Below are 19,339 nucleotides of genomic sequence, written 5' to 3' on the forward strand. Positions count from 1 at the left end.
GGAAGTCACGAGAAGAGGGTAATCAGTGCCAATTAATTAACCCGTCTGGGCGACGGGTCACTTTGAGTTATGCAAGACGCATGACCCAGGCATCAGATTTTTGGTCGTAATGTTGACGGTAGAGGACTGAATGTTCGCCATCGAGGACGGCGGGAATACTTGTTTCATCATCCCAGGCATCAAGTTGCATGCACAGGTCCGGGTCGGATTTACAAGGGATGCTCAACGTGCGGTCCCCTTGCTGCTCGCCATGTAATTCAGCATCATCAATTTCGAAGATGCCTATTCGTACGCTAGTTTTCGTCATCACGCTCTCCTTGGGTCTGGGTACATGTGGTATGACCAGTAAGGTCTCCCACAGTAGAGCGTAGACAAACGTACAAAAACTGCAAACTACATGGCGACTATTTTTTTACCCATCAGCCCCTGGCCGCAAACAGTTTTCCGTCGCGAACCAATTCACGCGGATAGCTATTTTTCAGGCGAGATCCAACTTTTCTTGCCAGACCAAGAGGTTGTCCCTGGTATGTCACGACAACCTCATTTAGCTCGGGGGATACATCTGGGTAAATATCGCGACCGTGATACCACTCGTCCGCTTCAAATTCAGTAAGCGCAAATCCTAGCGGTGAATCTCCAGGCACCAGGGCTATGACGGCTTCATGCTGCCAGCGATAGCCTTTGTTGTATTGCTCAGCAAGGCGTAAACCAATACGTGAAAATCGAACCTGGCCAAATAGCGGAATAATCTCTTTGGGGAATAGCCAGATTTCTTTATCTCTCAACCAAAGTTGTTGGTCATCTTGCCAGGCGATCCCAGACTGTTTTGCAGCTGCGGTCACTTCCGCAGCTTGTTTTCCATGCATTGGTACAAACGGGAATTTCCCAACTTTGTAACCTGGGGCCGGGAGCGCTTCTACGGATGCAGTTTTGCGCAGGCGTGCAACGAAGAATCCTTCGCAATCGTAAATTTGCGGGAAAACATGCAAGTAGCCTTCGGCGGTAATAGCTTTATTCGCTTCCGGGAATAAATCGTTAAGCGGGGCGATTTCAACTGCATCAGGCCACTCATCCAGTAACCACTGGCAAATCTGCTGATTCTCTTCACGGTTTAAAGTGCAGGTGGAATAGATCAACGTACCGCCGGGGCGCAGCGCATGAAAAGCGCTGGCAATAAGCTCACGCTGCGTATCGGCAATGCTGGCGGTGCTTTCTGGCGTCCAGTTGCGCAGGGCGTCAGGGTCTTTACGCACCACACCTTCACCTGAGCATGGGGCATCCAGCAAGATTGCATCGAAACACTCCGGTAGCGCAGCACCAAATACTCGGCCATCGAAATGTGTCAACGCGACGTTGCTGATACCACAGCGGCTGATGTTAGCGTGTAGCACTTTAACGCGACTGGCGGAATATTCATTGGCGAGGATTGCACCATGATTGCCCATACGCGCTGCAATTTGCGTGGTTTTGGAGCCTGGAGCCGCTGCGACATCCATAATTCGGTCCGGTTGATTGCCGTCAGCAAACAGCGCCGCAACGGGCAGCATGGAACTGGCTTCCTGAATGTAGAACAGGCCACTCAAATGTTCGGCAGTACTACCCAGCGGCAGGCTTTCTTCATCATCACGTTCAATCCAGAACCCTTCTGCGCACCACGGAATCGGCGTCAGATGCCAGTCATAAGAGGCGACAAGCGCAAGAAAATCATTGACCGAAATCTTTAGGGTATTAACACGCAAGCTGCGACGCAGTGGGCGCTGGCAATACTCGATAAAGCTCTCGATAGATTGATCTGCCGGGAGTGCATCGCGAATAACATCAAGAAAAGCTTGCGGGAGAAAGGCGGTGTGAGAATGAGCCACTAAGGAAGTCCAGAAAAAAATGAAGGAGGGATGGTAACACAAACGCCCCGGTGAGACACCGGGGCGAAGGTATTAGCGAGGCAGTGCGGTGCCCCATTGACGCCACTCTTTAGGCTCACTTTGCTCTAGCAGGAAATGTTTACCCGTTTCTGCTTTCGGCGCCAGTGGTGTACCAGGCGGCGTGGCGAAGGCGATACCACCGCGGATGAACTGGTTGAAGGTGCCGGTTTTCACTACACCACCCGTCAGACCGAAATCGAGACTATAACCAGAGGCCAGCCAGAATACTGAGCTATCACGCACCAGGTGCTGGAAGCGCTTGCTGATACGCAGTCCAACCATCACGCGGTCAGAGAGGTTGCCGAGGGTTAATCCGGTCACCGTACCTACTTCGATACCGCGGAATAGCACTGGCGTACCGATGTTTAATGCGCCCGCTTCAGTCACTTCTACTACGATGTTCAGACCGTCTGAGTAGCGGGAGTCAGTAATAGAGGCTTCCTGCAATTCGAAGTCACGACGTGCTGCGCCGCGGCCAGGTTCAACGTTGATATAAGGCTGGAGAATAGTATCGAGATTATCCACGCCGGAGGCCGAAATTTTCGGGGTGACGACAGAGAAGCGCGTGCCGCTGCGGGCAAATGTCTCAACAAACTCAGGGTAGAGTACTGCTTTGGCTTCTACTTCACTGCGTGAAGCTGTCAGATTCAGCGACTCAAGTTGCCCTATATTTATGCCCAGATAACGGATTGGCATACCGGCAGAAAGTTTACCAGCATCGAAAGTGTGCAGCGTTATCTGACTGCCTACCGCACGAGCGGCAGTTTCAGAGGCGTAGAGCATTCGCTTGTCGCCTTTTTTCAGGCCGACGCTGGCGCCGCTTAAGTTGTCGAAACTGATAGCACCTTTTAAGGCACGCGAAAGCGGGGAAGCCTGAACGGTAAGTCCACTGCCATTGAGTTGCACACGAGCGCCACCTTCGGCCCAGAACACGCTATTGGAGGTCAGCAGGTTACGGTATTCCGGTTTGATATTTACATCAATGTCAAAACTGTTAGCACGAGGACGTACGCTGATAATTTCCCCGACCTGGAATTTACGATAAAGCACCACGGAGCCGGTCTGAATATCTGGCAGGCTGGCCGCGGTTAACGTCAACGTGGTTGTTGGTAGGTCGCTCAGGCTGTTTTCCACCGCCTTTTCAAGGTTGGCATAGAGTGGATAGCTATCTTTCATAGCACCTTTGTTACCTGGAATGACTCTGACACCGCCGTTGACCCATTCGCTGGCGCTGGCACCCAGGAATTCAACGCCATCAATACCCAGCTTTACATCAATACGGCTGTTGACGACGAATTTGCTGTCGCCCTGAATCAAATGCCGATATTCAGGATCAATGGCTGCGGAGAAGCTGACGCCTTTGGCCGACAATTTGCGCTCAAGAATCTGCCCCACCTGCACACCATGCAAAATAATCGGCTGGCCTGCATCAATGCCATAACTTTCCGGTGCCGTCAGGTTCAGGGTCAGAACATCAGGCTGCTGCAAGAGAGTTTTATCGCTCGGGAAGACCACAAAATGGTTTTGCGGTTCACCTTCACCGGGTACCAATTCAAAAGTACTTCCCGTTAACAGGCTGCTGATATTCGGGTTGCTGAGGGAAATCTTAGGGCTGCGCAACTCAATGCGCGTCCCGCTCCGCATCAGATTGACCACGCTTGGGTCCACCGTCATTTGGCCGGTTACCGTGCTGCCCGGATTGAGGTTTAGTTTGGTCAGCGTTCCGACTTCAAGCCCTTGATACATCAGCGCAGTTGAACCGGCGTTTAAACCTTGTCCGCTCGGCAAATCAAGATCGATGATTACGCCACGCTGGCTATGCGCCAGATCTTCATACAGGCCAAACTCATCATCAGCTTTGGCTTCGGCTGAGTTTTCCGGCGAGTCAAAGGCGATAGCGCCGTTGACCAATGCCGCCAGGCTTTCTAGCTGAACTTGCGCACCGGAAAGACTGACGTTGGCTTTTACGCCGGATACGTTCCAGAAACGGCTGCCTTTTTTCACCAGTTGGGTGAAGCGGCGATCAATAAGCACGTCAATGGTGACGCCCTGCTTATTGTTGTTGATGGTGTAGTCATACACTCGGCCTACCGGGATTTTGCGGTAATAGACTAGCGACCCACTGTTAAGCGAACCTAAGTCAGGAGCGTGGAGATGAATCATCAACTCGCCGTTATTGAGGCGATATTTCGGTTGGGTATCCAGCGCGGTAAAATGCTCCTGTGGCTTGCCTTTACCTGGCATCATGCCGATATAGTTACCGCCTACCAACGCATCTAGCCCAGAGACCCCGGCCAGTGAAGCTTTCGGTGTCACCAGCCAGAACTGGGTATCTTCACGCAGCGCGTCTTTCATATCGCTTTTGACGCTGACTTTAACTTCTATTTTGCGCAGGTCTTTACTTAGGCTGATGCTTTGCACCGTGCCCACTTCAACACCCTGATAGCGTACAGGTGTGCGCCCGGCGACAATGCCGTCGGCTGAAATAAAATCAATGGTCGCTGTAGTGCCGCGCTCTTCCCATGTTGTCCACATCAACCAACCGGCAATCATCAACGCGATAATTGGCAGTAACCAGAAGGGCGAAATACGGCGTTTTGTTTTAATTCGCGCTTCAGTCGGTGAAGCGGGCATTTCCTGACTCATGTGCGTCCCAAAGTAGTCGGCTATCCAGCCATTCGACTGCAAGAATAGTTAAAATAACCGCTGCGCCAAAATAAAACGCAGCCGGTCCCATAGTAAATGCCAGTAATTGATCGCGGTTAACCAGCGACATTGTTAGCGAAATAACAAAGAGATCTAAAATTGACCAGCGGCCAATCCAGGTAATAAAGCGTAGCAGTAAAATTCGCGTTCTAAGTCCTCGCTCGCACTTGAAATGAATGCTTACCAGCAGTGAAATCAGCACGATAACCTTGGTAAATGGCACCAGGATACTGGCAATGAAAACCACTGCGGCGACGGCAACATTGCTGCTAGCTAGAGAGATAATGCCGGAAAGAATGGTATCTTCCTGACGCGAACCATTGACGTAAAGAATCGAAATTGGCAGTAGGTTGGCCGGCAGTAGGAAAATTAACGAACCGATTAATGCTGCCCAGGATTTTTGTAAGCTGTGGCGACGACGAGCTCTTAATGGCACATGGCAACGAGGACAACGCCCACGGTTGTCAGGCACTCCTGTGAAATGGCAGCCAAGGCAAACGCGTAACTGGGGACCCCACGCTCGAGAAGGTCGCTGGGGATAAAAACGAGCCCATAGCTGTTCTACATTTAGGTGAATTAGGGTTAACAAGCTCAGCACCACTAATGCAATAAACGCCACGAGACCTACGCCCGGTTGGATAAATGCAAACTCTCTGACTTTGATGCAGGCCACACCGATAGCGACCAGGTAAATATCTAACATTACCCATTCTTTGAGCTTATCAAGCATGAGTAAGACCGGGCGTAAATTCATCCCAAGAATATTACCAAAGTAGAGGTAGGCAATTGCGGCGACTAATGTTGCTGGCGCACCCACAGCACAGAACAACACCATTGCGGCTGTCAGGGGATCACCCTGGCTAGTCATCTGCCATATGCCCTGGAACAAGTTGGCATCTATTCGCGTACCCAATAAATAGATGCGCACCAGAGGCTCGGAAAAAGCGACAGGCATAAGCAGTAGCATGGCAATTGCCATCGCCGCCAGACGAGTAAGTGACCAGTCGCGCCCATGGTAAACTTTGGCATCGCAGCGCGGGCAATACGCGCTCTGCGAGGATTTAACCGACGGTAACGAGAAAAGTGTATCGCATTGGGGGCAACGCTGATAACGTGCCTGCGGTACAGCATGGCTAATGGCGTGTATTTTCATGTGTCATCGTAAACAGGGAAAACCGCTGGCGCATGGGGTATCTCAATGGGTTATGAAATATTCGTTAAGCGTATAGTAATTCATTGAATGATACACCTTGTGGCATAAGGCATTTAATGCTTATTTTACTATGCTATGCAGTTGAGTAAGACAACATACTATGGTTAATCAATGAACAAAGAACAATTTTACGCGGACTTGAACCGCGATTTCAGTGCGTTAATGGCAGGTGAAACAAGCTTTTTGGCGACGTTGGCAAATACCAGCGCGTTGTTGTTTGAACGTCTCGAAGGCGTTAACTGGGCAGGCTTTTACCTATTAGAAGGCGAGACTCTGGTTCTGGGACCTTTCCAGGGCAAGATTGCTTGCGTTCGTATCCCGGTAGGAAAAGGTGTTTGTGGTACAGCGGCTTCCACTAAAAGCATCCAGCGCGTCGAAGATGTGCATGCTTTTGATGGTCACATCGCTTGTGACGCTGCCAGCAACTCCGAAATTGTCCTGCCGCTTACGGTAAATGGCGAGCTAATAGGTGTTCTGGACATTGATAGCACGGAGTTTGGGCGCTTCACACCTGAAGACCAACTCGGCTTATCTCAACTGGTGACGCAGCTTTCGCTGATGCTTGCCGACACGGATTTTAAAAAATTCTTCACTCGTTAGCATGATAAACAACGGATAACGTGGCATTTGCTGATAGCGTCATTATAATGTCGCCTGTTCATGCCTGCGGATTGTTGGCAACTCCGTTGTAATCAGGAAATTTCATGGAAAATCAACCTAAGTTGAATAGTAGCAAAGAAGTCATCGCCTTTTTGGCAGAGCGTTTCCCACAGTGCTTTAGCGCTGAAGGTGAAGCCCGCCCCCTGAAGATTGGTATCTTCCAGGATTTGGTCGCGCGCGTTGAAGGGGAGATGAGTCTCAGTAAAACTCAACTTCGTTCCGCGTTACGTCTTTACACTTCAAGCTGGCGTTACCTATACGGTATTAAAGTCGGCGCAACCCGTGTTGATCTCGACGGTAACCCTTGTGGTGAACTCGATGAGCAGCACGTAGAGCATGCTCGCAAGCAGCTTGAAGAAGCAAAAGCTCGTGTTCAGGCACAGCGTGCAGAACAGGCAGCGAAAAAGCGTGAAGCGGCTATTGCTAACGGCGAAACCGTTATCGATAAACCTCGTCGCGAACGCAAGCCTCGTCCTGCTCCGCGTCGTCCAGAAGCTACAGAACGTAAACCTCGTGTAGAAAAACCGGCGCCGCAAGCTCCGCGTGAAGAAAAACGCACTCCGGTTACAGACATTTCTGCTTTGCAGGTGGGTCAGGCAATCAAAGTCAAAGCGGGTAACAACGCGATGGATGCCACAGTACTGGAAATTACCAAAGATGGCGTCCGTGTACAGCTGACTTCTGGTATGGCAATGATCGTACGCGCAGAACACTTGCAGTTCTGAAACGGAGGCCAGACCCGGGCATGAACAAATTCTTTAAGCGTACGGCTGTCGCTAGTCTGTTGTTTCTTGCAGGTAGCGCACTGGCCGTCGAAAACATCACGCAAGCTTCTCAAATCCCGCAGTTAAAGGAAGAGACACAGCATGCAACGGTGAGTGAGCGTGTAACTTCACGCTTCACTCGCTCGCATTATCGTCAGTTTGACCTGGATGAAAATTTTTCCGCAAAAATTTTCGATCGCTATCTAAACCTCCTCGACTATAGCCACAACGTGCTGCTAGCCAGTGACGTTGAGCAATTTGTGTCGCGGAAAAAACAGATTGGCGATGAATTGCGCACCGGTAAACTGGACGTATTTTACGATCTCTACAATCTGGCCCAACAACGTCGTTTTGAACGTTATCAATACGCGTTGAAGGTGCTGGAAAAACCAATGAATTTCACGGGTAACGATACCTTTAACGTTGACCGCAGCAAATCGCCGTGGCCTGCAAACGTTACAGAGTTAAATTCCCTGTGGGATAGCAAAGTTAAGTTTGACGAGCTGAGTCTGAAACTGACCGGCAAAACCGATCAGGAAATTCGTGAAACGCTGACCAAGCGTTATCAGTTTGCCATTCGCCGTCTGGCTCAATCCAATAGCGAAGATGTTTTCTCGCTTGCGATGACCGCCTTTGCCCACGAAATCGACCCGCATACCAATTACTTATCGCCACGTAACACTGAACAATTCAATACCGAAATGAGTTTATCTCTGGAAGGTATTGGTGCTGTGCTGCAAATGGACGATGACTACACGGTTATCAACTCGATGGTAGCGGGTGGTCCTGCTGCGAAAAGCAAAACGATTACCGTTGGTGACCGTATTGTTGGTGTCGGCCAGACAGGGAAACCTATGGTTGATGTGATTGGCTGGCGTCTTGACGATGTCGTTGCGCTGATCAAAGGGCCAAAAGGTAGCAAGGTTCGCCTGGAAATCTTACCGGCAGGTAAGGGTACCAAAACACGTGTGGTTACGTTAACCCGTGAACGCATTCGTCTTGAAGATCGCGCCGTCAAATTGACGATTAAAACGGTCGGTAAAGACAAAGTGGGTGTCCTGGATATCCCAGGCTTCTACGTTGGTCTGACAGATGATGTCAAAGTCCAGCTTCAGAAGATGGAAAAACAGAACGTGAAGGGCGTGATCATCGATTTACGCTCTAACGGTGGCGGTGCATTGACCGAGGCTGTCTCACTTTCTGGCCTGTTTATCCCAAGTGGCCCAGTTGTTCAGGTACGTGATAACAACGGTAAAGTGCGTGAAGATAGCGATACTGACGGCGTTGTCTACTACAAAGGTCCACTGGTGGTGATGGTTGACCGTTTCAGTGCTTCGGCTTCTGAAATCTTTGCAGCAGCAATGCAAGACTATGGTCGTGCGCTGATTGTGGGTGAGCCTACCTTCGGTAAAGGCACTGTTCAACAGTACCGTTCTTTGAATCGAATCTATGATCAGATGCTGCGTCCGGAATGGCCTGCGCTTGGTTCTGTGCAATACACTATCCAGAAGTTCTACCGTATTAATGGCGGAAGTACTCAGCGTAAAGGTGTAACGCCTGACATCATGATGCCTACCGGTACTGAAGAGACTGAGACTGGCGAGAAGTTTGAAGATAATGCGCTCCCTTGGGATAGCATTAACGCCGCTACTTACGTTAAGTCAGGCGATCTGACTCAGTTTGAGCCGCAATTGCTTAAACTGCACCAGGATAGAATAGCAGCCGATCCTGAGTTCCAGTACATCATGAAGGATATTGCTCGCTTCAATGCCCTGAAAGATAAACGTAATATTGTTTCCCTGAATCTTGCTCAGCGTGAGAAAGAGAATCAGGAAGATGATGCTACGCGTCTGGAGCGGATTAATGACCGCTATAAACGAGAAGGAAAAGCACCGTTGAAGAAACTCGACGACCTGCCGAAGGATTATCAGGAACCTGATCCTTATCTCGATGAAACGGTTCATATCGCGCTGGATTTTGCAAAAATGCAGCAAGATAAACCAGCTGAGCAACCAGCTCCTGCTAAGTAACTCCTCCAACGGGCACAAAATTTTGTGCCCGTTTTTTTTACCTCTATCAAGCCGCGTAAATCAACCTCTCCTTTAATGTAAAGTTATGTATTATTAACTACTTGGCAACGATGAATGCTTGAAAATAGCAAGCTTGCCCCTACGATGTGGGGTAACGCAGAATGCGTATTTTTAACCGAGGTAAAAAGAAAATTATGATGCGTATCGGGCTTTTCCTGTTGACCAACCTTGCAGTCATGGTCGTTTTCGGGCTAGTGCTAAGCCTGACGGGGATCCAGTCGAGCAGCGTACAGGGTCTGATGATCATGGCGGTGTTGTTTGGCTTTGGTGGTTCAATCATCTCATTACTGATGTCCAAATGGATGGCATTGCGTTCAGTGGGCGGGGAAGTGATTGAGCAACCGCGCAATGAAACAGAGCGCTGGCTGATGGAAACAGTGCGCCAACAGTCTCAGCAAGCGGGTATCGCCATGCCGCAGGTGGCTATTTACCATGCGCCAGATATTAATGCGTTTGCCACAGGCGCTCGTCGTAATGCATCGCTTGTTGCGGTTAGCACCGGCCTTCTGCAGAACATGAGTCGTGATGAAGCAGAAGCGGTTATCGCGCACGAAATCAGCCATATCGCGAATGGTGACATGGTAACCATGACGCTGATTCAGGGCGTGGTGAACACCTTCGTAATCTTTATTTCTCGTATCATCGCGCAAGTCGCTTCTGGCTTCTTGTCTGGTAATCGGGATGAGGGTGAGAGCAACAACGGCAACCCGTTTGTCTATTTTGCCATTGCGACTGTGCTGGAACTGGTATTTGGCATTCTGGCAAGCATCATCACAATGTGGTTCTCACGTCACCGTGAATTCCATGCTGATGCCGGGTCTGCAAAATTGGTTGGTCGTGAAAAAATGATTGCCGCACTGCAGCGCCTGAAAACCAGCTATGAACCGCAAGAAGCCAGCAGCATGATGGCGTTTTGTATCAATGGTAAGGCGAAGTCTATGAGTGAATTGTTCATGACTCACCCGCCATTGGATAAGCGTATTGAAGCGCTGCGTAACGGCGAGTATCTGAAGTAGTCATTATCTGAAATGAAAAAGCGTGCCATCGCTGGCACGCTTTTTTTATGCCTGAGAAGTCGTAGGTTGGGACATGCGTAAACTGCTAACAATGGCGGCGATGGTCGCAAAACTCCCTGCCAGTAAAAGCGAGGCATGCGTTCCGTGAATCGCGAAAAGGTTGAACATCAAAGCCACCAGAGCTGCACCGCAACTTTGTCCTAACAATCGAGCCGTGCCTAACATGCCACTGGCACCGCCGCTGCGGTTACGCGGTGCTGATGAAATGATTGTGTGGTTATTAGGTGACTGGAACAAACCGAAACCAGCGCCGCACAAAAGCATGCGCCAGATGATATCGATATCGGTAGGGTTGTGCGGTAACAACGCTAAAGCAAATAAACCGAATGCCATAACAACAAGCCCGAGCCCACCCAGCAGCCCTGCATGTACTCGCCCAATCAAATGACCAGCAACCGGTGCCATTATCATTGTTGCAATTGGCCACGGAGTGAGAAGCAGACCCGTTTCTACTTCGCTGCGTCCTAATGTTGATTGCAAGAAAAAGGGAAGTGAAACCATCGCTAGCATTTGAGCAGCGAAAGAACAAACAGACGTTCCCATAGATAATGAAAATACAGGAATACGCAATAAATCCACGGGTAATAGAGGGAAGGGGAGTTTCAATTGGCGACGTATAAAGAAGAAGCCAATCACAGCTAATGCAACGAGCTCGGAAATGATCAACCATCCTGACTGCCCTTGGGCAAAACCACTAATTGCCGAGATCAGCAGGCCGAACGTCAAGGCATTCATAATCGCACTAGGGATATCGAAGCGTTGGCCTTGCGATTTTTGTTGATTGGGGGGCAGAAAACGAATTGCCAGCAATAGCGCGAGAATACCAATTGGCACATTAATCAAAAACAGCCATTTCCACGATGCGACAGAAAGAATCGCGGCGGCAATAGTGGGGCCGGCAGCTGAGGATACGGCGACAATAAACGAGTTAATCCCCATCCCACGGCCGAGATATTTTTGCGGATAGATAAGCCTGATGAGAGCAGTATTGACGCTCATTAATGCAGCACCGCCAAAGCCCTGAAGCACACGAGCAAACGTCAACATGGGCAATGAATTCGACAGCGCGCAGAATAACGATGTCATGCAGAACAGAATCAGTCCGCACTGATATACCCGGCGATAACCAAAAATGTCGCCTAAGAATGACATCGACAGTAACGAAATAATTATCGCGATTTGATAGCTGTTCACTATCCAGATGGATTCTGCCGGACTGGCGTTTAGTTCTCGTGCAATAGTTGGAAGTGCTACGTTTGCGATCACGCCATCCAGAACTGCCATTGTGATACCCAACGCAATGGCCAAAATAGCACCATAGCGCTGCGGTATTGGCAGCCCATCAGCAAGGGTTTTATCCATAAGGGAAATTTAACTTCATGGGTGATTTATTCGAAGAGCAATAATAATAGCACTAAATTTAAGGGATATGTCGCAGATTTGTAACGAAATAGAATAGATTCATTGCGATGACATGGTAGTCAACTTATACTAAAAACCAGTTCTGATTTTTATAAAACAAATGCGATCGAGGTGATTTAATGGCTATCGCAGATCTGGATAAACAACCTGATTCTGTCTCTTCTGTCCTGAAAGTTTTTGGCATTTTACAGGCGCTTGGCGAAGAACGCGAAATTGGTATTACTGAATTATCGCAACGCGTAATGATGTCAAAAAGCACCGTCTATCGCTTTTTGCAGACTATGAAATCCCTGGGTTATGTTGCTCAGGAAGGCGAATCTGAAAAGTACTCGCTTACCCTCAAGCTGTTTGAGCTTGGTGCGCGTGCATTGCAGAACGTTGATTTGATTCGTAGCGCAGACATTCAAATGCGAGAATTATCGCGTCTGACGAAAGAAACCATCCACTTGGGTGCGTTGGATGAAGACAGTATTGTCTATATCCATAAGATTGACTCAATGTATAACCTGCGCATGTACTCGCGCATCGGTCGTCGTAATCCATTGTACAGCACCGCAATTGGTAAAGTGCTTCTGGCGTGGCGAGATCGTAATGAAGTGCGTGAAATCCTTGCTGATGTGGAATATAACCGCAGCACTGAGCGTACTATCATGAGCACTGACGAATTGTTGGATGTCCTGGATACCGTGCGTGAGCAGGGTTACGGTGAAGATAACCAGGAGCAGGAAGAAGGTTTACGCTGCATCGGCGTACCTGTTTTTGACCGATTTGGTGTCGTTATTGCCGGGTTGAGTATTTCATTCCCGACACTTCGTTTTTCCGAAGACAGACTTCATGAATATGTAGCGATGCTTCATGACGCAGCTCGAACTATTTCTGAACAAATGGGTTATCACGAATATCCATTTTGATGAAATAGAAAACGCCGCTATTTAGCGGCGTTTTCTTTATATGTTCCTAGTTACCCGTATCGATAACTTCATCACTTTTACGCAATACTGGGCAATCGCTAAGTCCGATAATTCCACTACTGGTATGAACAAATTGTGCTGTGGTGACATTTCGAGCAGTTAGGTATTTGCATTGAAGCCCCATACCTGCAGCATTTTCATGACTTCCAATCAAAACTCCATATCCAGAGAGGAGTAAACCGATCCACAAAAGCGCTATTACAATAATAGTGCGGATCACAATACGCATAGGTACCTCTTATTATTAAGTAATTAGACTTCTAAGCGTAGCGGATTGCGCTGTAGTAGCAATGTGATGATTCTTAAATAATATACGTGAGAGTTATGTGTCGTTTAGGCTGTCTATGCCAGACTTTACAATAAATAGGAAAGAGGTGGAGAGAGTAGTGAGAAAGTACAGATGGCTTATTCTGATTGCAGTTTTTTTCGTCTGCCTGCTGCTATGGACCCAAATGGTCAACGTAATGTGCGATCAGGATGTACAATTTTTCAGCGGCATTTGTACAATTAATAAATTTATACCCTGGTAGTGTGTTTTTATCCACATAGTGCTTACCTTAAGACCCGGCAGGTGTAGAATAGCGCGTTTTGCTGAGGTGGTAATATGAACGAATTAAGTGTTGGCGCGTTGAATATCGTGTCCCTGACAGTTTCCCTGGTGGTACTGGTTATCGGCCTCGTAATGTGGTTCTTTGTTAACCGTGCGAGTAGCCGGACCAATGAACAGATCGAACTTCTTGAAGAGTTGCTGGATCAGCAAAAGCGGCAGACTGCTCTGTTACGACGTTTGTGTGAAGCGAACGAGCCTGAAGTAGTTAAGGAAGAACCAGAAGTAACAAAGGAAGATGACGAAGTGGAAGACGATTTTATTCGTCTGGTCGCTGAGCGTTAATCCTGATAAACCTGTTTGTGTTGCTGTGGAGTGACCATGCGGTGGAACAATCCTTGGTTTGATCCCCTAAAATCTCATCACCTAATCGACGGTTTTCGTAATCTGGAGTCAAGCTTACGAAAACCGGGTGATGTTGAACGTTGGCGAAAAGAGCGAAAAGCGCAGGGATTGCCCCATCCTCCGAGTAATGGTTATGCCGCTTTCACTGAACGTTGGTGGCAAAAGGCTGAACTCCAGGGTAAGGATGATCGGCTATGGTGGTTAGGGCATGCAACGGTATTGCTGCGTATCAATGGTCTGTATTTATTGACCGACCCCGTGTTGTCCCAGCGAGCTTCCCCATTATCGTTTGCAGGTCCTGAGCGTAAGACTCCATCCCCAATTCATATCAGTGAATTGCATCAACTTGATGCCGTTTTGATTTCGCATAATCATTACGATCACCTGGACCGTTCCACCATTCGACAGATTGTCCGTCGTTTCCCCGATACTCATTTCTTTGTCCCGTTGGGCTTAAAACAGTGGTTTACCCGTCGAGGTATACGCCATGTGACTGAGCTTGACTGGTGGCAGAGCATTACCCTGCAAGGAATGACTTTTACAGCGGTGCCGGCACAGCACTGGAGCATGCGTTCATTCTGGGATCGTAACCGGAGTTTGTGGTGTGGGTGGATTATAGAAAGCAGCCACTTAAGGATATGGTTTAGCGGTGATACGGGCTATACAGCAGGACTTGCAGATATTGCTTTGTTCAGAGGCCCCCTGGATGCGGCATTGATACCAATAGGAGCTTATTCTCCACGCTGGTTCATGAGTAGCCATCATATGGATCCGCAGCAGGCGGTTACGCTTTGGCAGCAGTTGGGCAGACCTTTTACGGTTCCTATCCATTGGGGCGTATTTGAACTGGCTGATGAATCACTGGACATGCCTCCGCAAGAGCTACTAACCGCACTTGATGATGAAGGCGAGGAAAGCCGACTCTTTTCGCCGTTCTGTATTGGTCAAAGTTCACACTTATTTAAAATTAAGACTTAAACATTATTAAAAAATTTTAAGACGCTATTACGAGCTATCTTTTGGTTACTTTATTACATCGAAAATATAGCGAAACGTTTTTATTGCTTCATCATGAAGCAAGGGTTGATTAAACTTTCATTCTTTTGGTGCAATATAATCAGACAACCGCTCAAGGTTTATTCATTTTTCTATTCTCGCTATTTCTTATATCAATTCTATTGTTTTCGTAGCAAAGTGAAATTGTTCATTTTTTGCATAGCTATGCTAAAAAAATCATAAGCATAATGCCTATGATATCGACTTTTTCGCACTTCGCCTGGACGAAAAGATATCTTTGGGCTATGGTAAAAACGTTGTCTGTGGTCGTCATATGAATGCACGGAATCATCTTTGTCTACTGTTAATCTATGCACAAATTGTGCATTTCATTTTCATTACAATATGAGTTTCGGAATTTGTGCGACAGATCGATACGCGCCGAAAAATGGCTTGCCATTGATTGCGTTGTATGTGATAACACGTTGGGTTAAACGAGGTACAGTTCTGTTTATGTGTGGCATTTTCAGTAAAGAAGTTCTGAGTAAACACGTTGTCGTTGAATACCGCTTCTCTGCCGAGCCTTATATTAGTGCCTCATGCAGTAATGTCTCTGTTTTAGCTAAGTTATGCCTCCGGGCAAAGAAAACAATCTAAGGAATTTTGCAAAATGGCAAAGATTAAAGGTCAAGTTAAGTGGTTCAACGAGTCTAAAGGTTTTGGCTTCATTACTCCTGCTGACGGCAGCAAAGATGTGTTCGTACACTTCTCTGCAATCCAGGGTAACGGCTTCAAAACTCTGGCTGAAGGCCAGAACGTTGAGTTCGAAATCCAGGACGGCCAGAAAGGCCCTGCAGCGGTTAACGTAACTGCTATCTAATTCGGCTGAATTAGACCTGGCGCGAATAACGCCAAATTTTGATGAAAGCCTCGCTCTTGTAGCGGGGCTTTTTCATGTCTGAATGTTGACCATTATTTTTCTATGTGTTTCTGGAAAGCTCTCCCAGTTATGTCTTGTAGCAAAGCAGCGCATCTTGTAGCACTGTTCCTGTCCGGTTAGTTTCCCCATTATGTTTAAATTTTCAATCGCTTAGTTGTCGTTAAGGATTGAATGTGAGAAAAACCGCCCCTGGAATCGTGGGTAATTTTATTCAGTGGCGTTTTGCTCTTCTTTGCATCGCTATCTTTATGTGTCTGGTGTTCTTGCTGGGACGTGTTGCCTGGTTGCAAATCATCTCACCCGAAAATCTGGTCAAGCAGGAAGACATGCGTTCTTTACGTGAAGAACCCATTGTCGTGCCACGTGGAATGATAGAAGACCGCAATGGCAGACCGTTGGCGGTGAGCGTGCCGGTAAAAGCAATCTGGGCTGACCCGAAAACAGTAATGGAAAAAGGTGGCGTGCAAATCAGTAGCCGCTGGCAGGCTCTGGCAACAACCCTACATATGCCCCTTAATGAAATTGCCGCCCGCATTCGCCGTAATCCAGCCGATCGCTTCATTTACCTCGCACGCCAAATTGATCCGCAACAAGCGCAATACATCGAGAGCCTGAAACTGCCAGGAATTTCATTACGGGATGAATCACGTCGGTTTTATCCCGCAGGCCATGTCGCCGCAAACTTGCTCGGTTTTACCAACATTGATGATCAAGGTATTGAAGGCATTGAGAAGAGTTTTAATCGCCAGTTGACGGGCAAAGCGGGTGAGAGACTTGTTCGTAAAGACAGACACGGACATGTCATAGAAAATATCACGGAAACTCCAGCAAACCCTGCTCATAACCTAATGCTAAGCATTGATGAACGACTGCAAACGGTCACGGAAGACGCACTGAGTAACGCTGTCTCCTGGAATAAAGCTGAATCTGCCGCAGCAGTTATCCTTGATGTGAATACTGGCGAAGTATTAGCGATGGCAAGTTGCCCGACGTTCAATCCAAATAATCGTGACGGTGCCACGCTGAACGATTTCCGTAATCGGGCAATCAGCGACACATTTGAGCCAGGTTCAACTGTTAAACCGATGGTAGTCATGACCGCACTGCAGCAGGGGATTGTCCAACCAGATAGCGTGGTGGATACCCATCCTTATACCATCGATGGTCATCGTATACGCGACGTGGGTTACTACCCGCAACTTACGCTGACCGGAATCCTGCAAAAATCGAGCGACACAGGGGTTTCACGCCTTTCTCTGGCGATGCCAATCCAAAAATTGTTGGATACCTATAAGAACTTCGGTTTTGGGATGCCAACAGGATTGGGGCTGACAGGGGAGAGCAGTGGCCTGTTACCGCACCGTAAGTTTTGGGGAGAGTTAGATCGCGCCACATTTTCCTTTGGCTATGGTTTGATGGTCACACCTCTGCAACTGGCGCATGTTTACGCCACTATTGGGAGCTATGGCATTACCCGCCCACTTTCTATTACCCGTGTTGACCCGCCAGTAGTTGGGCAAAGGGTGATGTCTGAAACCATTACCCATCAGGTTGAACATATGATGGAAAGTGTGGCACTGCCTGGCGGCGGCGGGATTAAAGCCGCGGTGCGTGGCTATAGAGTTGCCATTAAAACCGGAACGGCCAAGAAAATTGGCGATGATGGCAAATACATCGACAAATACATTGCCTACACCGCAGGTGTCGCTCCGGCGAGTAATCCACGCTTTGCGCTGGTGGTGGTAATTAACGATCCGGAAAATGGCGCTTACTACGGCGGTGCTGTTTCGGCGCCGGTCTTCAGCCAGATAATGAGCGATGTGTTGCGCCTGGAGAATATTGAACCTGATGGTTTGCCACAGGGAGATACCAATTTAACGGTGTTAAATAAGGCCGTTGTCGAGGGTCCAGCAGGTTAGTGGCTTTTCGAAGCGGGGCGTAAGCGGTACACTTGCGCCCTTTACGATTGCCTGGAGTTCTTATGTCTTATCTTTGCCCGCTTTGTCATGCACCGCTTAATCCCGAGGGGAAGAGCTTTGTTTGCCCGCAAGGCCATCAATTCGATAAGGCAAAAGAGGGATATGTGAATTTGCTGCCGGTTCAGCATAAGCGTTCAAAAGACCCGGGCGATAGCAGCGAAATGATGCAGGCCCGCAGAACATTTCTTGATGCCGGGCATTATCAGCCGCTGCGTGATGCTATCTGCCTGATATTGGAACAGGCTGCACCAGCTACTTTGCTGGATATAGGCTGTGGGGAAGGGTATTACACGGCGGGTTTTGCACAGATTGTCGCAAAACATGAAGGAATGACCTGGGGATTAGATGTTGCAAAAGTAGCGATTCGCTATGGGGCAAAGCGTTATCCGCAGGTGCAGTTCTGCGTGGCATCGAGCCACCGTTTGCCGTTTGATGATAATAGTCTGGATGCCGTGGTGCGTATTTTTGCCCCGTGCAAAGCTGAAGAGTTGGCGCGGGTAGTGAAACCTGGCGGCATCGTCATCACTGCCACGCCGGGCCCACGTCATTTAATGCAGCTGAAAGGTTTAATTTATGACAACGTAGTGTTGCACAGCACCGAGTCTGAGTCTTTACCTGGTTTTATAGCAGAACAGACGCAGAGCATTGGCTGGCCGATGACGTTACAGGGAAATGAAGCGGTTGCGTTATTACAAATGACGCCGTTCGCATGGCGCGCCCGCCCTGAAGTGTGGCAGGCTTTGACGGCTGAAACGGCATTCGCTTGTGAGACAGATTTTGTCATTCGCGTCTGGCGACGCGAATCATCAGTTTAATGCGCTGAAGTTGCTATAAAGAATCTGACAACCAATCCCAATTAGCACCACACCGCCGAGGATCTCGGCGCGCTTACCGAGTAGCGGGCCGATAAAGCGGCCCAGCATCATACCCAGCGTGGACATAATCATGGTCGCGCAACCAATAGCCAGAGCGGTTTCAATAATATTAACTTGCAGGAATGCGAGGCCGACACCGACCGCCATGGCATCAAGGCTGGTGGCGATAGCCGTGGTTACTAATAGCCAAAATCCATGACGTTGCAGCTTTGGCGCTTCTTCGTCATCGTTACCGCGCACACCTTCATAAATCATACGAATGCCGAGAAACACCAGCAGGATAAATGCAACCCAATGATTCCATTCCAGCACGACCTTGCTTGCCAGAAGACCCAGACACCAGCCGATGAGCGGGGTGATGGTTTCGATGACGCCAAAGATAAGCCCGGTTCGTAACGCTTCGGAAAACTTAGGTTTATGGAGAGAGGCACCTTTCCCGATTGATGCAGCAAAAGCATCCATAGACATGCCAAAAGCGAGAATAATAGTAGCGGAGAGATTCATGCAAATGCCTCAGTTGGGAATATCCATATACACGTCAACCATCCCCAACTTAAATGATGGTTACGTGCCTATGGTCTCGCCTACTCAGTATTTGAGTCGTACATGCCACGTTATAAATCTTGCTTAAACAAGTAACGAGTATGTTGACATGTACATTTTCGCAATCACGAAAATCGGCTACTCCCCAACGACGGGCGCAACCTTAACATATTCTTTAAAGATAAAACAATAATTGAAGCTATTATTCTCAACGCTTAAATGATAACGAT

At 48.4% G+C, this 19,339-nt stretch carries 19 protein-coding genes and 1 riboswitch; of the genes, 12 read left to right on the forward strand and 7 right to left on the reverse strand.

All coding sequences use genetic code 11. The features are described from left to right. Positions 1–67 precede the first annotated feature (67 nt). The 4 genes from LVQ76_RS03045 to yebS all read right to left on the reverse strand — a co-directional run bounded on the left by LVQ76_RS03045 (position 68) and on the right by yebS (position 5,781). On the reverse strand, positions 68–307 hold the full coding sequence (locus tag LVQ76_RS03045; RefSeq protein WP_034455162.1) for a YebV family protein: 240 nt from the start codon (positions 305–307) through the stop codon (positions 68–70). A gap of 112 nt (positions 308–419) precedes the next feature. Further along, positions 420–1,862, reverse strand: coding sequence for a 16S rRNA (cytosine(1407)-C(5))-methyltransferase RsmF (gene rsmF, locus LVQ76_RS03050; protein ID WP_232864893.1), 1,443 nt, complete (start codon positions 1,860–1,862; stop codon positions 420–422). Positions 1,863–1,934: 72 nt separating this feature from the next. Beyond that, positions 1,935–4,568 (reverse strand): PqiB family protein, encoded by a 2,634-nt coding sequence (locus tag LVQ76_RS03055; RefSeq protein WP_232920935.1) that lies wholly within the window; start codon positions 4,566–4,568, stop codon positions 1,935–1,937. Beyond that, positions 4,537–5,781 carry a membrane integrity lipid transport subunit YebS gene (gene yebS, locus LVQ76_RS03060; protein ID WP_232920936.1) on the reverse strand — a complete coding sequence of 415 codons (1,245 nt, stop codon included), beginning with the start codon at positions 5,779–5,781 and terminating at the stop codon, positions 4,537–4,539. The genes LVQ76_RS03055 and yebS overlap by 32 nt, the downstream gene beginning before the upstream one ends. A 171-nt stretch (positions 5,782–5,952) precedes the next feature. Here yebS and msrC point away from each other — a divergent pair, with 171 nt between their 5' ends. The 4 genes from msrC (at position 5,953) to htpX (ending at position 10,371) form a co-directional block, all read left to right on the forward strand. Beyond that, positions 5,953–6,441, forward strand: a complete 489-nt coding sequence (gene msrC / locus LVQ76_RS03065) for a free L-methionine (R)-S-oxide reductase MsrC (RefSeq protein WP_151994565.1) — start codon at positions 5,953–5,955, stop codon at positions 6,439–6,441. Positions 6,442–6,545: 104 nt separating this feature from the next. Further along, a complete protein-coding gene (proQ, locus tag LVQ76_RS03070) occupies positions 6,546–7,226 on the forward strand; it encodes an RNA chaperone ProQ (protein ID WP_232864949.1) in 681 nt (226 codons plus the stop codon). 20 nt (positions 7,227–7,246) lie between these two features. Next, entirely contained in the window at positions 7,247–9,295 is a 2,049-nt protein-coding gene (gene prc / locus LVQ76_RS03075) for a carboxy terminal-processing peptidase (protein WP_064511869.1), read from the forward strand. A gap of 194 nt (positions 9,296–9,489) precedes the next feature. Continuing rightward, the gene (gene htpX / locus LVQ76_RS03080; RefSeq protein WP_034457026.1) at positions 9,490–10,371 is read left to right on the forward strand and encodes a protease HtpX; all 882 of its coding nucleotides are present in this window, start codon (positions 9,490–9,492) and stop codon (positions 10,369–10,371) included. A 45-nt stretch (positions 10,372–10,416) separates the two neighbouring features. On the opposite strand, the gene LVQ76_RS03085 is transcribed toward htpX, so the two are convergent. Continuing rightward, positions 10,417–11,793 carry an MFS transporter gene (locus LVQ76_RS03085; protein WP_151994562.1) on the reverse strand — a complete coding sequence of 459 codons (1,377 nt, stop codon included), beginning with the start codon at positions 11,791–11,793 and terminating at the stop codon, positions 10,417–10,419. A gap of 179 nt (positions 11,794–11,972) precedes the next feature. Between LVQ76_RS03085 and kdgR the strand changes: the two genes are divergently transcribed. Further along, on the forward strand, positions 11,973–12,764 hold the full coding sequence (kdgR, locus tag LVQ76_RS03090) for a DNA-binding transcriptional regulator KdgR (protein ID WP_034455177.1): 792 nt from the start codon (positions 11,973–11,975) through the stop codon (positions 12,762–12,764). Between the two features lie 46 nt (positions 12,765–12,810). Here kdgR and LVQ76_RS03095 read toward each other — a convergent pair whose 3' ends face one another. After that, positions 12,811–13,053, reverse strand: a complete 243-nt coding sequence (locus LVQ76_RS03095; protein ID WP_034455179.1) for a YobH family protein — start codon at positions 13,051–13,053, stop codon at positions 12,811–12,813. 157 nt (positions 13,054–13,210) lie between these two features. Between LVQ76_RS03095 and mgrB the strand changes: the two genes are divergently transcribed. The 7 genes from mgrB to rlmA all read left to right on the forward strand — a co-directional run bounded on the left by mgrB (position 13,211) and on the right by rlmA (position 18,506). Continuing rightward, positions 13,211–13,354 carry a PhoP/PhoQ regulatory lipoprotein MgrB gene (gene mgrB, locus LVQ76_RS03100; protein ID WP_072009397.1) on the forward strand — a complete coding sequence of 48 codons (144 nt, stop codon included), beginning with the start codon at positions 13,211–13,213 and terminating at the stop codon, positions 13,352–13,354. Positions 13,355–13,428: 74 nt separating this feature from the next. Continuing rightward, the gene (locus LVQ76_RS03105) at positions 13,429–13,716 is read left to right on the forward strand and encodes a YebO family protein (RefSeq protein ID WP_232864951.1); all 288 of its coding nucleotides are present in this window, start codon (positions 13,429–13,431) and stop codon (positions 13,714–13,716) included. Positions 13,717–13,752: 36 nt separating this feature from the next. Further along, positions 13,753–14,754: an MBL fold metallo-hydrolase gene (locus LVQ76_RS03110; RefSeq protein ID WP_232920938.1), complete on the forward strand. Its 1,002-nt coding sequence runs from the start codon at positions 13,753–13,755 to the stop codon at positions 14,752–14,754. A 531-nt stretch (positions 14,755–15,285) separates the two neighbouring features. Beyond that, positions 15,286–15,429, forward strand: coding sequence for a DUF2627 domain-containing protein (locus LVQ76_RS03115; RefSeq protein WP_072009398.1), 144 nt, complete (start codon positions 15,286–15,288; stop codon positions 15,427–15,429). 13 nt (positions 15,430–15,442) lie between these two features. Then, positions 15,443–15,652, forward strand: coding sequence for a transcription antiterminator/RNA stability regulator CspE (cspE, locus tag LVQ76_RS03120; protein ID WP_001062678.1), 210 nt, complete (start codon positions 15,443–15,445; stop codon positions 15,650–15,652). 233 nt (positions 15,653–15,885) lie between these two features. Then, on the forward strand, positions 15,886–17,631 hold the full coding sequence (ftsI, locus tag LVQ76_RS03125; RefSeq protein ID WP_232920939.1) for a peptidoglycan glycosyltransferase FtsI: 1,746 nt from the start codon (positions 15,886–15,888) through the stop codon (positions 17,629–17,631). Positions 17,632–17,693: 62 nt separating this feature from the next. After that, positions 17,694–18,506, forward strand: coding sequence for a 23S rRNA (guanine(745)-N(1))-methyltransferase (rlmA, locus tag LVQ76_RS03130; protein WP_232920940.1), 813 nt, complete (start codon positions 17,694–17,696; stop codon positions 18,504–18,506). Here the strand turns inward: rlmA and mntP are convergent. Continuing rightward, entirely contained in the window at positions 18,498–19,070 is a 573-nt protein-coding gene (mntP, locus tag LVQ76_RS03135) for a manganese efflux pump MntP (protein WP_232920941.1), read from the reverse strand. The genes rlmA and mntP overlap by 9 nt on opposite strands. A gap of 10 nt (positions 19,071–19,080) precedes the next feature. Continuing rightward, positions 19,081–19,268: riboswitch (yybP-ykoY riboswitch) on the reverse strand. Positions 19,269–19,339: the final 71 nt, after the last annotated feature.

Origin of the sequence: Buttiauxella cochleicola, assembly GCF_021283185.1 — a bacterium.
Taxonomy (GTDB): domain Bacteria; phylum Pseudomonadota; class Gammaproteobacteria; order Enterobacterales; family Enterobacteriaceae; genus Buttiauxella; species Buttiauxella massiliensis.

Coding starts and splice junctions, on each gene's coding strand:
- LVQ76_RS03045 (WP_034455162.1), bottom strand. CDS start 307: ATGACGAAAACTAGCGTACGAATAGGCATCTTCGAAATTGATGATGCT.
- LVQ76_RS03055 (WP_232920935.1), bottom strand. CDS start 4,568: ATGAGTCAGGAAATGCCCGCTTCACCGACTGAAGCGCGAATTAAAACA.
- yebS (WP_232920936.1), bottom strand. CDS start 5,781: ATGAAAATACACGCCATTAGCCATGCTGTACCGCAGGCACGTTATCAG.
- msrC (WP_151994565.1), top strand. CDS start 5,953: ATGAACAAAGAACAATTTTACGCGGACTTGAACCGCGATTTCAGTGCG.
- proQ (WP_232864949.1), top strand. CDS start 6,546: ATGGAAAATCAACCTAAGTTGAATAGTAGCAAAGAAGTCATCGCCTTT.
- prc (WP_064511869.1), top strand. CDS start 7,247: ATGAACAAATTCTTTAAGCGTACGGCTGTCGCTAGTCTGTTGTTTCTT.
- htpX (WP_034457026.1), top strand. CDS start 9,490: ATGATGCGTATCGGGCTTTTCCTGTTGACCAACCTTGCAGTCATGGTC.
- LVQ76_RS03085 (WP_151994562.1), bottom strand. CDS start 11,793: ATGGATAAAACCCTTGCTGATGGGCTGCCAATACCGCAGCGCTATGGT.
- kdgR (WP_034455177.1), top strand. CDS start 11,973: ATGGCTATCGCAGATCTGGATAAACAACCTGATTCTGTCTCTTCTGTC.
- LVQ76_RS03095 (WP_034455179.1), bottom strand. CDS start 13,053: ATGCGTATTGTGATCCGCACTATTATTGTAATAGCGCTTTTGTGGATC.
- LVQ76_RS03105 (WP_232864951.1), top strand. CDS start 13,429: ATGAACGAATTAAGTGTTGGCGCGTTGAATATCGTGTCCCTGACAGTT.
- LVQ76_RS03110 (WP_232920938.1), top strand. CDS start 13,753: ATGCGGTGGAACAATCCTTGGTTTGATCCCCTAAAATCTCATCACCTA.
- LVQ76_RS03115 (WP_072009398.1), top strand. CDS start 15,286: ATGTGTGGCATTTTCAGTAAAGAAGTTCTGAGTAAACACGTTGTCGTT.
- cspE (WP_001062678.1), top strand. CDS start 15,443: ATGGCAAAGATTAAAGGTCAAGTTAAGTGGTTCAACGAGTCTAAAGGT.
- rlmA (WP_232920940.1), top strand. CDS start 17,694: ATGTCTTATCTTTGCCCGCTTTGTCATGCACCGCTTAATCCCGAGGGG.
- mntP (WP_232920941.1), bottom strand. CDS start 19,070: ATGAATCTCTCCGCTACTATTATTCTCGCTTTTGGCATGTCTATGGAT.